Source organism: Ruegeria sp. E1, from assembly GCF_056534225.1.
Window position 1 is genome coordinate 190,683 of record NZ_JBQFPE010000006.1, and the last position, 14,111, is coordinate 204,793.

Genomic DNA, 14,111 nt, shown 5'->3' on the forward strand with positions numbered 1-14,111 from the left:
GTGTCAGGTTGCGTGTCATGCGCAACCCCTCTGCCACCGCCGAGCTTGACCAGAAATACGATGCCGCTGCACCCGGCTGGGCCGATAAGATGCGGTTGCTTGGGTATTTCGACGCCTATCTGGGATTTCTGTCCGCTGACCCGCAGGCCGAGTTGGGCGAAAACGCTCTGGATGTCGGTTGTGGCACCGGCGCATTCGCTGAAGCCCGTGCAGTGATACGGCCCGAAGGGCGCGTGACGCTGTTGGAGCCGTCAGAGAAGATGCTCCGACAGGCCCAAAGTGCTCTGACCAAACGGGGTTCTACCGTCGAGCTTGCTCAGACGCGGTTGGAGGACTTTACGCCGTCGCGCCCATTCGACTGCGTGCTTGCCGCACATGTTCTGGAACATTGTCCGGACCCGGTTTCAGCGCTGCGTCAAATGCGTTCACTGGCCGAACCCGGCGCGACGCTTTGGCTGGTGGTCAGCAAGCCACATTGGTGCAACGCCATCATCTGGTTTCAATGGCGACATCGCACCTTTCGCCCGGAAATGGTGGCCGGGATGCTGGGGGAAACGGGATGGGAATTGCAATCGCAGCATAGCTTTCCAACCGGCCCGCCGTCGCGCACGTCCCGAGGGTATCGCGCGGTTGCGGTTTAGTATCAGGAATCGGCTTCATTCATCTTCAGGACGTCCAGCGTCACAATTTCCAACGCCCGTTTATGTGTCGCCTCAAGATGAACCTTGGGCGCGCAGCCCTCGTCATGGGCTTGCAGAAACCGCGCGGCGCACAGGCACCAGCTGTCGCCGGGTTTCAGACCGGGAAAGTCAAATTCGGGGCGCGGTGTGCTGAGGTCATTGCCCACATATTTGGAATAGGCCAGAAACTCTGCCGTCATGACCGCACAGACCGTATGGCTACCCTGATCCTCGGGGCAGGTGTTACACGCACCGTCACGGAAAAACCCGGTCAGCGGCTTGCGAGAGCAGGGGGCCAGAACGCCACCCAACACATTGATGCTATCTTGCTTTTGCATGACCGCACTCTACAGGCTTTGCGCGATCTTGCGGAACATTTCTATGTTGGCGTCGTTTACGCCCGGTTCGCGAAACTGACGATCGGCCCCGGTGGAGACGATCAGGACACCGCGCGGCTGATCGAAATAGATGTATTGCCCATAGACACCACGCGCCACAAACTCGCCCTCATGCGCGTTTTTGGGGATCCACCATTGGTAGCCATATCCCATCTTTCCGGGTTCAGTTGGTGCGCTGGGCCATGTCGAATCCGCAATCCAGTCTGCGGGCACAATCTGGTTGCCGTCCCGAACGCCATTCTGCAGGATCATTTGTCCAAACCGCGCGAAATCACGCGTCGTAAAGTTCAACCCGCCCAGCACAAAGGCGACGCCTGCGCCATCGGTGATGTAATACCCGTCATATTCCAGCCCCAGCGGCTGAATGATCCGTTCGACCAGCAACTCGGACACGCTGCGTCCGGTCGCCCCGCGAACCACCATCCCGACCACATGCGTGTCGATTGATACGTATTGCCAGCTTTCGCCGGGCTCGATGAAGCTGTCCTGCAAGGACGCGGCGAAATCATCCAGCTCTCCGCCCAGTGCCACCACGCGGCCCATGCGGTTGATGTCCGAGTTGTAGTCCAGATAATCCTCGTCAAATGTCACGCCGCTGGCCATGTTCAGAACATTGCGGATCGTAGCGCCGTCATAGGCGCTGCCTTCGAGTTTTGGCGCGTATTTCACAACCGGATCGTCCAGCGACCCGATTGCGCCTTCGGTAAGCAGGATTCCCAAAAGGGCCGACAGATAGCTTTTGGCAACCGACCACGAAATCCGCCGATCCTCGGGCGCGGTGCCCAGATAGTATTCTTCGAACCGAATTTGCCCATTCTGCATGACCAGCAGAGAGGTGACAGAGCGGTCCGCGATCCACTGGTCTGTCCCTTCGGGCAGGTCAAAACCGGGTCCATATGACAGCTCCCATGTCGGACCATTGCCGCGTGGCAGATCGACGGTCAGAAACGCGTCATCCATATGCGAGAAGTTGTGAACGATCTTGTCTTCGGAAAACAGAGAGTTAACGGCCAATAGGCGCTGAATTTCTTCTCGTTTCCAAATTCCGACGACCAGCGCTGCCAGAATCAGGGCCAGCAGGATGCGCAGCATCCACCTGAATAGGGTTCTCATGCGTTTCCTCCCTTACGCACGTCCCATAGGACCGGCACCAGACGCATACCGCAATCCGGAACGTTGCGGCACGGGCGATTTTGCTAGCGGAATTTGTCCAACAATTTTTGCATGGGTGAGCGATCGTCAGAGGCTGGTTCAACCGGTTCGGCTTGCCGCGGCTCGGCAGCAGGCTTGATAGGGGTCTTGGATGATCGCGCCGGGGCGGTGCGCAGGGCGACGGCATTCATGAACTTGCCACCCTCGTCTTCGGCCAGAAATGCAGCCCCGTCCGAAACACCACGCAGAACATCCTCAAGCCAGTCGGAATCCGCCTTGGCGAAATCGCTCAGAACATAAGGAGAGACCATTTCTTTCCGACCCGGATGGCCAATGCCCAACCGAACCCGGTCATAAGCCGGGCTGATATGTTCGTGGATCGAGCGCAGCCCATTGTGGCCAGCGTGGCCACCGCCCGCCTTGACGCGCACCTTGCCGGGGGCGAGGTCAAGCTCATCATGGAAAACGGTGACGTCCGTCGAGTCCAGTTTGTAAAACCGCATCGCCTCGCCAACGGACTGGCCGGAGCGATTCATAAACGTCTGGGGCTTCACCAACAGGACCTTTTCTCGCCCCAGACGACCTTCGGAGATTTCGGCCTGAAACTTGGATTTCCAAGGCCCAAAGCCGTGATCTGCGGCAATGCGATCCAATGCCATGAAACCGATGTTGTGCCGGTTGCGGGCATATTTTGATCCGGGATTTCCCAATCCGACAAACAGCTTCATCGCGTGGTCCTTTGCCTGCGCAAAATGCCCCTGGTTGATGGCACGAATTGGCCTTGGGTTTCCACCCCGTGCCGACCAAAAGAAAACGGGCCTCCAAGGGAAGCCCGTTTCAAAACTCCAGAAAGGCCCGGAATTATTCTTCCGCTGCCTCTTCCTTGCCGACAACTTCGACTTCATCTGCGGCGACTTCTTCTTCGCCCTCTTCATCGTCACTGGTCGACAGACCGGTCGGTGCCGAAACGTTGGCGATCACGAAGTCACGGTCGATGGTCGGCTTGGTGCCTGCAGGCAGATCAACCGACGAGATGGTGACAACGTCGTTGATTTCCATTCCGGTCAGATCGACAGTGATCTTTTCAGGAATGTCACCGGCGGTGCACATCAGCTCAACTTCGGGGCGGACAACGGTTAGAACGCCACCCTTTTTGATGCCGGGCGCTGCTTCTTCGTTGATGAACTCAACGGGGATAAACAGTGCGATCTTGGTGGTCCGACGCAGGCGCATCAGGTCCAGGTGGGTCGGCAGGTCTTTGACAACGTCGCGCTGAACGTCGCGGCAGATGACGCGGACGTCTTCGTGGCCTTCAACCTTCAGGTTCCACAGGGTCGACTTGAACCGGCCCGCTTTCAGGCGCTTGAACAGGACGTTGAACGGGATCTGGATCGGCAGCGGGTCTTTGTCGCCACCAAATACAATGCCCGGAACCATGCCGTCGCGGCGTGCCTGACGAGCGGCGCCCTTGCCTGTCCCCGTCCGTTCCAGAGCTACGAGATCAGGAATCTCTCCAGCCATGATAATTCTCCAAATGTTAGGGCGAGCATCCTCCAAGGCTGTATGCCCGCGTGAAACCGCGTCCTTAGCTTGATTCATTGGGTTTGGAAAGTGGTTTTTTGCGAGGCTCTGCCTCGCGCTCCGAGGTATTTCTGAACAGAAGAAGCAAGGGACGCCGCGCATTCTTCTTCTGTTTGAAAATACCTCGGGGGAGTCGCCGCTTGCCGCGGCGGGGGCAGAGCCCTCTTTTGCGCTGGTCAGCCTTGCCAGCGACCGCCGAAATCCTCTGGAACCAGCAGGTTGTGTCGCCCCAGATCACCCACTTTGCGTTCGCCGCACAGCGCCATGGTGGTGTCGAGTTCCTTTTGAATAACCTCAAGCGCGGCTGTTACGCCCTTCTGGCCCATTGCTCCGAGCCCGTAGATAAAGGCGCGTCCGATAAAGGTTCCTTTTGCCCCCAGTGCCAGCGCCTTGAGCACGTCCTGACCGGACCGGATACCGCTGTCCAGATGCACTTCGATGTCACCGCCGACGGCATCCATAATTTCGGGCAGAACGCGGATCGAACTCAGCGCGCCATCCAGTTGGCGGCCGCCGTGGTTTGACACGATGATGGCATCCGCCCCAAGTTTGGCGGCCATCTTGGCGTCTTCGGCATCCAGGATGCCCTTGAGAATGACCTTGCCACCCCATTGTTCCATCAACCTTTCGACCTTCGACCAATCAAGGCTGGGGTCGAATTGTTCTGCCGTCCATGCACCCAAAGCCCGCGTGTCCGATACATTGTCCACATGACCCACGATATTGCCGAACTCACGCCGTTTTGCGCCCAGCATCTCGATCCCCCAGGCCCATTTGGTCATCAGGTTGGCGATGGTTTTCGGGGTCAGTTTCGGCGGCGCGGACAGCCCGTTCTTAAGATCCTTGTGGCGCTGGCCCAGGATTTGCAGGTCCAGTGTGATCACCAGAGCCGAGCACTTGGCGTCTTTCGCGCGCTGGATCAGGCGCGAGACATAATCCTCGTCCTTCATGGTATAAAGCTGAAACCAGAACGGTTTGCTGGTCGCCTCGGCCACGTCTTCGATCGAGTTGATGGACATAGTCGACAGGGTAAAGGGCACCCCAAACGCCTCTGCGGCGCGGGCGGCTTTGATCTCGCCATCGGCGTGCTGCATCCCCGTCAGCCCAACCGGTGCCAGTGCAACCGGCATCGAGACATCCTGACCAATCATCTGCGACGCGGTTGTTCGCCCCGACATGTCCACGGCAACCCGTTGGCGCAGGCGGATATCTACGAAATCCGACGTGTTTTCGCGAAAGGTCTGTTCCGTCCAGCTTCCGCTTTCGGCGTAGTCGAAAAACATGCGCGGTACGCGGCGCTCATAGATTCGCTTGAGGTCTTCGATATTGGTAATGACGGGCATATTCGGGGCCTTCGAAGGATTGGTTAACATTCTTTACCAATTGAAGTGGGCCACCGCAACTATTCGGGGATGCGGCTGCTTGTCGCCCGACGCAAAAAAGCCGCACCCGATATCTATCGGCTGCGGCGCAAGCGGTGGGTCGGATATGTAAGGCTTCAGGCGGAATGCGCGCCATCGGCAAGGGATCTGACAAAATCGAGTATCTCGGGAACAGGTTTGCCTGCTCCGATCTGGCTTACGATGGCCGAGCCGACAACCGCACCATCGGCGACGCTGGCGATGGCTTTGGACTTGTCGGGGGTATTGATGCCAAATCCGACAATGACCGGAAGGTCGGTTCCAGCTTTGATCCGCGCAACCTCGGGGGCCACATCGGTGGCCTGCGCTTCGGCCGCGCCGGTGATACCGGTGATCGATACGTAATAGACAAACCCTGATGTGTTCTGCAAAACGCGCGGCAAGCGGGTGTCATCTGTTGTCGGGGTGGCCAGTCGGATGAAGTTCAGCCCCGCTGCCTGCGCGGGCAGGCACAATTCCTGATCTTCCTCGGGCGGCAGATCGACAACGATCAGGCCGTCGATCCCGGCCTCTTTGGCGTCAGCCAGGAACCTGTCGACGCCACGGCTGTAGATCGGGTTGTAATACCCCATCAGGACAATCGGGGTCGTGTCATCGGTTTCACGAAACGCGCGCGCCAGATCAAGGGTGCGCTGCAGCGTCATGCCGCCATCCAGCGCCCGTTGGCCCGCCGCCTGAATAGTGGGGCCGTCGGCCATCGGGTCGGTAAACGGCAGCCCCAGTTCGATCACATCGACACCCGCGCCAGGCAAGCCCTTCACCACCTCAAGAGAGGTGTCATAATCGGGGTCTCCGGCCATGACGTAGGCGACAAAAGCCTTTTTGCCCTGTTCCTTCAAAGCGGCGAATTTGGCGTCTATACGGGTCATCTGCGGTCCTTGCATACAGGTTTCGACCTGATGTGCAGAAAGTTTGACCGAAAATCAATCCCGGTTCCGCAGCGCAACCTCAGAACGCCCAGTGATACCGCAGCAGCACCGAGTTGACGCCGGGGTTGTCATCGTTTGTGCTGGCGTTGGATTTATGCGTGATGGCGACCGAAACTTTGTTGCCGTTGTCCAACGTATACCCGACGCCCAGAAGGCTGCGGATCTGAAACTCGCCCCCAAGGTCGTTGAGCTGATCGGATTCGGAAAAATACCCCGGCATCACGCTGCCTTCGACAAACCAGCGCTCGGCAAAACTGTAATACCCGACGAGACCGATGCCGACATGAACATTCCCGGCTTCGTCCACGGTCAGGGCGCTGCCCCAAGTCGCGGACAGGCGTGTCGCTTCGTAAAAAGGGCTGTGATGGTATTCGAGAGAGAAAACAGCATGATCATCAGCCTGATTATCGGAAAAGTCCGAGTATCCGGCGCCGAGAATGACGGATTGAGCCTGTGCGATTGTCGCGGACAGGCACAGCGCGGTTGCAATGCAGAGAGGTTTCATGGCGTGTCTTCACTCTTCAACTGTATCTGTACTTTTACCTTTGCGCCCGAGTGTGGCGTTTCAATGTTCGCAATCACACGAATGCGTGACAACCTGCCCGGGCAGCGTAACTGCCAACTGTGACCAATAAACCCAGCGTCTTGCGCATTGCGCCCGACCTGCATAGAAGCGGCGCTGATCTGGCATCAGGAGGCCGCTATGGGCTTTAAAATGGGAATCGTGGGTCTGCCGAATGTGGGCAAATCGACCCTCTTCAATGCGCTGACCAAAACCGCTGCCGCGCAGGCTGCGAACTTCCCGTTCTGCACAATTGAACCCAATGTGGGCGACGTTGCCGTTCCCGATGACCGGCTGGACAAGCTGGCGGCGATTGCGTCGTCGAAACAGATCATTCCGACGCGGATGACTTTTGTGGATATCGCCGGTCTGGTGAAGGGGGCCTCGAAAGGCGAAGGGCTGGGCAACCAGTTTCTGGCCAATATCCGCGAGACGGATGCGATTGCTCATGTGCTGCGCTGCTTTGAGGATGGCGACGTGACCCATGTGGATGGTCGCGTCGATCCCGTGGCTGATGCTGATACCATCGAGACCGAGCTGATGCTGGCGGATCTGGAAAGCATCGAAAAGCGCCGCGCCAATCTGGTGCGCAAGCTGAAGGGCAACGACAAAGAGGCTGCACAGCAGGATCGTTTGCTGGCCACCGCGCAAGAGATGCTGGAAAACGGCAAGCCCGCGCGACTGGTTGAGGTTTCGGACGAGGATGCCAAGGCCTGGAAGATGCTGCAACTGCTGACCACCAAACCGGTGCTCTATGTCTGCAATGTCTCCGAGGAGGAAGCCGCCGAGGGCAATGAATATTCTGCGAAAGTGGCTGAAATGGCCGCTGCGCAGGGCAATTCTCATGTCATCATCAGCGCGAAGATCGAAGAAGAGATCAGCCTGTTGGAAGCGGACGAGGCGCAGATGTTCCTAGAGGAAATGGGTCTGGAAGAACCCGGACTCGACCGTCTGATCCGCGCTGGTTACGATCTGCTGAAACTGGAAACCTATTTCACCGTCGGCCCGAAAGAGGCCCGCGCCTGGACCATTCGCACCGGCACCGCCGCCCCGCAGGCCGCTGGTGTGATCCACGGGGACTTTGAGAAAGGCTTTATCCGCGCTGAAACAATCGCCTATGACGACTACATCGCCGCCAATGGCGAGCAAGGCGCGAAAGAGGCGGGCAAAATGCGGGCCGAGGGCAAGGGCTACATCGTCAAGGACGGCGATGTGATGCACTTCCTGTTTAATACGTAACCCGACTTAAGTGCCCGACAACCGATTTCATTAAATGAAATCGTGCCGGAAACTTTTGAAGTTTCCGGCGCGTAGCCCTCGCTTTCAACGACACGCTTGCTCTTTTCTATTGCGTAAAAACTTCGCTAATGTTGCGGTGATCAGCCTACAGAGACACCCCCACATGATCGAAATCCGCGACCTCCAACTGCTCAGCGCCCTTGCGCGGCATCGCCATTTTGCCAAGGCGGCGGAGGAGTGTGGGATTTCGCAGCCCGCGTTTTCTATGCGTATCCGCAACCTCGAAGACCGGTTGGGCGTTTCGATCGTCCGCCGTGCCAATCGGTTTCAGGGTCTGACCGAAGAGGGCGAGATGATCGTTCTGCGGGCGCGGCGTATTCTGGATGACACCAAGGCGCTGGAACAACAGGTGCTGGCCTCGAAGGGTGAGATCACCGGAACGCTGATCCTTGGCGTGATCCCAACGGCGATTGCCTTCACGGGGCGGCTGATCAAGCGGCTGCAACAGGCGCATCCACGCATCCTGTCACGGATCGAGACCATGTCGGCATCGGCCATTCAGCATCGGCTGGACGAGGGCAGTCTGGACGCCGGGATCACCTATGGCGACAGTATCGGTACTGATTTCCGGCAGGTGCAGCCGCTTTATGAAGAAACCTATGTGCTGCTGATTCCGTCCCATATGACCGAGGAAACCGGCCCGATCCCCTGGGCGCAGGTGGCCGATTTCCCGATCAGCCTGCTTGAGCCGCAGATGCAGAACCGGCGCATTCTGGACCGGGTCTTTGCCGAACAGGGCCTGCACCCGCATGTGGTGGCCGAAACCAGCGGCTTTACTGCCGCAATGGTCATGGCCCGCGAGGGGCTGGCGGCCACCGTGGTGCCGCGCGTTCTGGTGCGCGCTTTTGGAGAGTTGCGCGGGACAAAAGTGCTTCCTCTGATCGATCCGGTCGTGAGCAAACCAATCTGTCTTGCGACCCTGACTCGCGCGCCGGAATTGCCCACGGTCGAAGCGTTGCGGGCCGTGGTCGCCTCATTGCGGTGATAAGCTGTCGTTATCGTGCGATTGCGACAAGAGATTTGACGATATGCTAGTCTGATGAGACACGGGGCCTGAATCGGAGGGCATCATGGCACCATTAGACACCAAGCCATCAGGCGCACCAAAGGGCGTCTGGAAGTCAGGTAAAGGCAAAGGGCGGCACACGCCGAAAGGCCGTCAATTCTCGGACGACGCACAGGCGGAAATTGCGCGCCTGCTGGGCGACCGTCCGCGCCGCCGCGATCTGCTGATCGAATTCCTGCATTTGATTCAGGATGAACACGGCCATATTAGCGCCGACCACATCGCCGCGCTGGCGGTTGAGATGCGGGTCGGTCAGGCTGAGATTTACGAAACCGCGACCTTCTATGCTCATTTCGATGTGGTGAAAGAAGGCGAGGCGCCTCCACCCGCCCTGACCATCCGGGTCTGCGATTCCCTGTCTTGTGAGATGGCAGGCGCCCAACAGTTGCAGAAAGCTTTGGAAGATGGGCTGGATGCGTCGCAGGTCCGTGTTGTGCGCGCGCCTTGCATGGGTCGCTGTGATACCGCTCCGGTACTTGAGATCGGCCATAACCACATCGACCACGCGACCCCTGAAAAGGTGCAGGCTGCGATTGCCGCCGATGACACCCATGCACATCTGCCCGATTATGAGATCTTCGCTACCTATGAGGCCAACGGCGGTTACGCCAAGCTGAAAGAGTTGCGCGACGGTGGCGATTGGGAGAAGGTGCAGGAAGATGTCCTGTCCTCGGGCCTGCGTGGTCTGGGTGGCGCCGGTTTCCCGTCCGGCAAGAAATGGGGCTTTGTTCGCATGAACGAAGGCCCGCGCTATCTGGCCGTTAACGGGGATGAGGGCGAACCGGGCACGTTCAAAGACCGTTACTATCTTGAGCGCACGCCGCATGTCTTTCTTGAGGGCATGTTGATCGCCGCTTGGGCGGTCGAGGCCGAGACCTGCTTTATCTACATGCGCGACGAATATCCGGCGGTACTTGAGATTCTGCGCCGTGAGATCGCTGCACTGGAGCAGGCCGGAATTGTTGAGCCCGGCTATGTCGATCTGCGCCGCGGTGCTGGTGCTTATATCTGCGGTGAAGAATCCGCGATGATTGAATCGATCGAAGGCAAGAAGGGCCTGCCGCGTCATCGTCCTCCGTTTGTGGCGCAGGTTGGGGTCTTTAACCGCCCGACCTTGGTGCACAATGTCGAGACGCTGTATTGGGTCACCAAAGTGTGCCGCGAGGGGCCGGAATGCCTGAGCAGCACCGAAAAGAATGGCCGCAAGGGCCTGCGCAGCTATTCGGTCTCGGGCCGGGTGGCGCAGCCGGGGGTTTACCTGCTGCCTGCGGGCTCGACCATTCTGGACGTGATCGAGGCGGCTGGTGGCATGGCCGAAGGGCAGACATTCAAGGCCTATCAGCCGGGTGGGCCGTCCTCGGGCCTGCTGCCTGCGTCGATGGATGACATCCCGCTGGATTTCGACACGCTGCAGCCGCATGGCACCTTTATCGGGTCGGCCGCCGTGGTGGTTCTGTCCGATCAGGACACCGCCCGCGATGCGGCGCTGAACATGCTGCGCTTCTTCGAAGATGAAAGCTGCGGCCAGTGCACGCCCTGCCGGGCGGGCTGCGAAAAGGCGGTCAAGCTGATGCAAGCCGACAAGTGGGACACCGATCTGTTGGAAGATCTGTGTCAGGTAATGGGCGATGCTTCGATCTGCGGTCTGGGGCAGGCGGCCCCGAACCCGATCCGCCTTGTCATGAAACATTTCGCTGACGAAATCTGAAGGGAGACAGAGCCATGCTAGACGCAAGCCCAAACAAGACCGTCACCTTCAACCTGAACGGCGAAGATGTCACCGTGCCCGAGGGCTGGACCATCTGGGAAGCCGCCAAGGGGCAGGGTTTCACCATCCCTCATCTGTGCCACAAGCCGCAGCCGGGTTATCGCCCCGACGGCAACTGCCGTGCCTGTATGGTCGAGGTGGAAGGTGAGCGCACGCTGGTCGCCTCGTGCATCCGTCCAGCGGCGGACGGTATGGTGGTGAAGACCGACAGCGCGCGGGCCGATAAATCGCGCGCGATGGTCATGGAACTGTTGGTCGCGGATCAGCCCGAGGAAGCACACGATGCCTCCAGCCATTTCTGGGACATGGCCAAACTGAACGATGTCAGCGACAGTCGTTTTCCGGCGAAAGAGGCCGAGAAAATCCCGCTGCTGGATGACAGCCACCTTGCGATGCGCGTTAATCTGGACGCCTGCATCAACTGCAACCTCTGCGTCCGCGCCTGCCGTGATGTGCAGGTGAATGACGTGATCGGCATGGCTGGTCGCGGCCACACCGCGCAGGTGGTGTTTGACCAGAACGACCCGATGGGCGATTCAACCTGTGTGGCCTGCGGTGAATGCGTTCAGGCCTGCCCAACCGGCGCACTGATGCCTGCCACCGTGCTGGACGACCAGCAGAAGGGTGACAGCAAGGATTACGACAGTGAAACCGAAAGCGTCTGCCCGTTCTGCGGTGTGGGCTGTAAAGTCTCGCTGAAGGTCAAGGACGGCAAGGTCAAGTATGTCGAGGGCATAAACGGCCCCGCAAACGAAGGCCGCCTGTGCGTCAAGGGCCGGTTCGGCTTTGACTATATCCACCACCCGCACCGCCTGACCAAGCCACTGATCCGGCGTGAGGATGCTCCTGAAAAGGGTCTGAACGTTGATCCGGGCAATCTCTCGACCCATTTCCGCGAAGCGACCTGGGAAGAGGCGATGGATCTGGCCGCCACCAAACTGAAAGCCCTGCGCGAAGAAGACCCGCGCAGCGTCGCAGGCTTTGGTTCGGCCAAGTGTACCAACGAAGAAGCGTATCTGTTCCAGAAGTTCATCCGTCAGGGGTTCAAGCACAACAACGTCGATCACTGCACCCGCCTGTGCCATGCGTCGTCTGTTGCTGCTTTGATCGAGAACGTGGGCTCGGGCGCCGTAACCGCGACTTTCAACGAGATCGAAAACGCGGATGTGGCGATCATCATCGGCTCGAACCCGATTGAAAACCACCCCGTCGCGGCGACCTACTTCAAGCAGTTCGCCAAGCGCGGCGGCAAGCTGATCGTGATGGATCCGCGCGGCGTCGGGATGCGCAAGTTTGCGGATGAGATGCTGCAATTCCGTCCGGGTGCCGACGTGTCGATGCTCAACGCGATCATGAATGTGATCGTCGAAGAAGAGCTGTACGATAGCCAATACATCCACCGCTGGACCGAAAACTGGGAAGCCGAGAAAGAGCATCTGCGCCAGTTCACGCCCGAGGCGATGGCCCCAATCTGCGGCATCGAGCCGGATCAGTTGCGCCGCGTCGCGCGGACCTTCGCGCAGGCCAAGGCCGGTCTGATCTTCTGGGGTATGGGCGTCAGCCAGCACATCCACGGCACGGACAATTCGCGCTGTCTGATCTCGCTGGCGCTGATGACTGGCAATGTCGGCAAACCCGGCGCAGGTCTGCACCCGCTGCGCGGTCAGAACAATGTGCAAGGTGCGTCCGACGCGGGTCTGATCCCGATGTTCCTGCCGGACTATCAGTCAGTGATGGATGACGGCATCCGCGCGAAGTTCAACAATGTCTGGAACTCGGATGACTTCTCGAACGAGAAGGGTTTGACCGTGACCGAGATCATCGACCAAGCCTATCAGGGCAACATCAAGGGCATGTACATCATGGGTGAAAACCCGGCCATGTCCGACCCGGATGTAAACCACGCGCGCGATGCGCTGGCCAAGCTGGACCTGATGATCGTGCAGGACATCTTCCTGACCGAAACGGCGAACTATGCCGATATCATCCTGCCTGCCTCAGCGCTGTATGAAAAGAACGGCACCGTATCGAACACCAACCGTCAGGTGCAGCGGGTGCGTCCTGCCGTGACGCCTCCGGGTGAGGCGCGCGAGGATTGGAAGATCACAGTCGAACTGGCGCAGCGGATCGGGCTGAACTGGGATTACACCGATGTGTCCCAGGTCTTTGCCGAGATGAAGTTGACGATGAACTCGCTCAACAACATCACGTGGGAGCGTCTGGAGACCGAGACGATCACCTATCCGTCGCTGTCCGAGACAGACCCGGGGCAGGCGATTGTGTTTGGCGATGGTTTCCCGCGCGCGGATGGCCGTGCTCGGTTCACCCCCGCCAGCGTCATCCCGCCGGATGAAGCCCCGGATGACGAATACCCGATGATCGCCACCACAGGTCGTCAGCTGGAACATTGGCATACGGGCTCGATGACGCGCCGGTCCAACGTTCTGGATGCGGTTGAACCGGAAGCGAACTGTTCGATGAACCCGCGTACGCTGAAACTGATGGGCATTGAACCGGGCGAAATGGTCCGTCTGACCACCAGGCGCGGCTCGATCGAGATCATGGTACGGGCCGACCGGGCGATTGCCGAAGATATGGTGTTTATCCCGTTCGCCTATGTTGAGGCGGCGGCGAATATCCTGACCAACTCGGCCATCGACCCTTATGGCAAGATCCCCGAGTTCAAGTTCTCGGCCATCCGCGTCGAAAAGATCGAGGACGCTATCGCAGCGGAATAGTCAGGGCATCCGCAGATGACAAAAAGGGTTGGCACGGTTTCGAGCCAACCCTTTTACGTTCGGGGCCCAGTCGCATCGCGTTGCGAAAGCCCGCCTTCAACAGGTTTTACTTCGAAACCAGCACTTTACCCTTCTGCGGTTTGGGCATTCGGCCCCGTGCCTGCTGGACCACATGCGTCAGCTCATGTGCGATGAGCTTGTTGTTTTTTGCATCCGCACCTTTAGCAAAGTAGATATCGTTTCCGTTTGTGAAAGCCTTTGCCTTCAGGTCTTTGCAAATATCTGCGGCGTTGCCGCCGACATGAATACGAACTTTCGACAGATCAGCGCCAAGAGCGCCTTCCAGACCCTCGCGCAGCTTTTTGTCCAGCTTGGTCGCCTTGGTGCCGGAAACTTCGGTTCCGATGGCCTTTACCTTCGCCTTTTTGTTCTTCAGCGCTCCGACGATTTTCTCGGCCTCGTTCGCTTGCATGGGATACTCCTAAGTGCAGATTTCTGGGTCTTTATAGCGCCAAAT

13 protein-coding genes are annotated in these 14,111 nt (G+C 58.7%); 5 read left to right on the top strand and 8 right to left on the bottom strand.

Annotated features, from left to right (window positions below):
* The first annotated feature begins 17 nt into the window (after positions 1-17).
* A complete protein-coding gene (locus tag ACR0FG_RS09640) occupies positions 18-641 on the top strand; it encodes a class I SAM-dependent methyltransferase (RefSeq protein ID WP_480892420.1) in 624 nt (207 codons plus the stop codon).
* A 2-nt stretch (positions 642-643) separates the two neighbouring features.
* Here the strand turns inward: ACR0FG_RS09640 and ACR0FG_RS09645 are convergent, their stop codons facing one another.
* From ACR0FG_RS09645 to ACR0FG_RS09675, 7 genes are all read right to left on the bottom strand, one after another.
* Positions 644-1,018 (bottom strand): DUF2237 family protein, encoded by a 375-nt coding sequence (locus tag ACR0FG_RS09645; RefSeq protein WP_480892421.1) that lies wholly within the window; start codon positions 1,016-1,018, stop codon positions 644-646.
* A 9-nt stretch (positions 1,019-1,027) separates the two neighbouring features.
* On the bottom strand, positions 1,028-2,191 hold the full coding sequence (locus ACR0FG_RS09650; protein ID WP_480892424.1) for a serine hydrolase domain-containing protein: 1,164 nt from the start codon (positions 2,189-2,191) through the stop codon (positions 1,028-1,030).
* An 83-nt stretch (positions 2,192-2,274) separates the two neighbouring features.
* The gene (pth, locus tag ACR0FG_RS09655; RefSeq protein WP_480892427.1) at positions 2,275-2,958 is read right to left on the bottom strand and encodes an aminoacyl-tRNA hydrolase; all 684 of its coding nucleotides are present in this window, start codon (positions 2,956-2,958) and stop codon (positions 2,275-2,277) included.
* A 133-nt stretch (positions 2,959-3,091) separates the two neighbouring features.
* Positions 3,092-3,751 (bottom strand): 50S ribosomal protein L25/general stress protein Ctc, encoded by a 660-nt coding sequence (locus ACR0FG_RS09660; RefSeq protein WP_480892430.1) that lies wholly within the window; start codon positions 3,749-3,751, stop codon positions 3,092-3,094.
* A 236-nt stretch (positions 3,752-3,987) separates the two neighbouring features.
* Positions 3,988-5,154 (bottom strand): alpha-hydroxy acid oxidase, encoded by a 1,167-nt coding sequence (locus ACR0FG_RS09665; RefSeq protein WP_480892432.1) that lies wholly within the window; start codon positions 5,152-5,154, stop codon positions 3,988-3,990.
* Between the two features lie 155 nt (positions 5,155-5,309).
* Positions 5,310-6,101, bottom strand: coding sequence for a tryptophan synthase subunit alpha (gene trpA, locus ACR0FG_RS09670; protein ID WP_480892434.1), 792 nt, complete (start codon positions 6,099-6,101; stop codon positions 5,310-5,312).
* A gap of 79 nt (positions 6,102-6,180) precedes the next feature.
* Positions 6,181-6,666 carry an acyloxyacyl hydrolase gene (locus ACR0FG_RS09675; protein ID WP_170713071.1) on the bottom strand — a complete coding sequence of 162 codons (486 nt, stop codon included), beginning with the start codon at positions 6,664-6,666 and terminating at the stop codon, positions 6,181-6,183.
* A gap of 198 nt (positions 6,667-6,864) precedes the next feature.
* Here ACR0FG_RS09675 and ychF point away from each other — a divergent pair, with 198 nt between their 5' ends.
* The 4 genes from ychF to fdhF all read left to right on the top strand — a co-directional run bounded on the left by ychF (position 6,865) and on the right by fdhF (position 13,594).
* A complete protein-coding gene (gene ychF / locus ACR0FG_RS09680; RefSeq protein WP_480892437.1) occupies positions 6,865-7,962 on the top strand; it encodes a redox-regulated ATPase YchF in 1,098 nt (365 codons plus the stop codon).
* Between the two features lie 163 nt (positions 7,963-8,125).
* Complete coding sequence (locus tag ACR0FG_RS09685) at positions 8,126-9,007, top strand: LysR family transcriptional regulator (RefSeq protein ID WP_170713065.1); 882 nt, start codon at positions 8,126-8,128, stop codon at positions 9,005-9,007.
* A gap of 85 nt (positions 9,008-9,092) precedes the next feature.
* Entirely contained in the window at positions 9,093-10,796 is a 1,704-nt protein-coding gene (locus tag ACR0FG_RS09690; protein WP_480892440.1) for an NAD(P)H-dependent oxidoreductase subunit E, read from the top strand.
* A gap of 14 nt (positions 10,797-10,810) precedes the next feature.
* Complete coding sequence (gene fdhF / locus ACR0FG_RS09695; RefSeq protein ID WP_480892442.1) at positions 10,811-13,594, top strand: formate dehydrogenase subunit alpha; 2,784 nt, start codon at positions 10,811-10,813, stop codon at positions 13,592-13,594.
* Positions 13,595-13,700: 106 nt separating this feature from the next.
* On the opposite strand, the gene ACR0FG_RS09700 is transcribed toward fdhF, so the two are convergent.
* Complete coding sequence (locus ACR0FG_RS09700; protein ID WP_170713060.1) at positions 13,701-14,066, bottom strand: eCIS core domain-containing protein; 366 nt, start codon at positions 14,064-14,066, stop codon at positions 13,701-13,703.
* Between the last annotated feature and the right edge of the window lie 45 nt (positions 14,067-14,111).

Excerpts from the sequence above, each read along its gene's own strand:
- ACR0FG_RS09645 (WP_480892421.1), bottom strand. The coding sequence starts at position 1,018 with ATGCAAAAGCAAGATAGCATCAATGTGTTGGGTGGCGTTCTGGCCCCC.
- ACR0FG_RS09650 (WP_480892424.1), bottom strand. The coding sequence starts at position 2,191 with ATGAGAACCCTATTCAGGTGGATGCTGCGCATCCTGCTGGCCCTGATT.
- ACR0FG_RS09675 (WP_170713071.1), bottom strand. The coding sequence starts at position 6,666 with ATGAAACCTCTCTGCATTGCAACCGCGCTGTGCCTGTCCGCGACAATC.
- fdhF (WP_480892442.1), top strand. The coding sequence starts at position 10,811 with ATGCTAGACGCAAGCCCAAACAAGACCGTCACCTTCAACCTGAACGGC.
- pth (WP_480892427.1), bottom strand. The coding sequence starts at position 2,958 with ATGAAGCTGTTTGTCGGATTGGGAAATCCCGGATCAAAATATGCCCGC.
- ACR0FG_RS09685 (WP_170713065.1), top strand. The coding sequence starts at position 8,126 with ATGATCGAAATCCGCGACCTCCAACTGCTCAGCGCCCTTGCGCGGCAT.
- ACR0FG_RS09690 (WP_480892440.1), top strand. The coding sequence starts at position 9,093 with ATGGCACCATTAGACACCAAGCCATCAGGCGCACCAAAGGGCGTCTGG.
- ychF (WP_480892437.1), top strand. The coding sequence starts at position 6,865 with ATGGGCTTTAAAATGGGAATCGTGGGTCTGCCGAATGTGGGCAAATCG.
- ACR0FG_RS09640 (WP_480892420.1), top strand. The coding sequence starts at position 18 with ATGCGCAACCCCTCTGCCACCGCCGAGCTTGACCAGAAATACGATGCC.
- ACR0FG_RS09665 (WP_480892432.1), bottom strand. The coding sequence starts at position 5,154 with ATGCCCGTCATTACCAATATCGAAGACCTCAAGCGAATCTATGAGCGC.
- ACR0FG_RS09700 (WP_170713060.1), bottom strand. The coding sequence starts at position 14,066 with ATGCAAGCGAACGAGGCCGAGAAAATCGTCGGAGCGCTGAAGAACAAA.
- ACR0FG_RS09660 (WP_480892430.1), bottom strand. The coding sequence starts at position 3,751 with ATGGCTGGAGAGATTCCTGATCTCGTAGCTCTGGAACGGACGGGGACA.
- trpA (WP_480892434.1), bottom strand. The coding sequence starts at position 6,101 with ATGACCCGTATAGACGCCAAATTCGCCGCTTTGAAGGAACAGGGCAAA.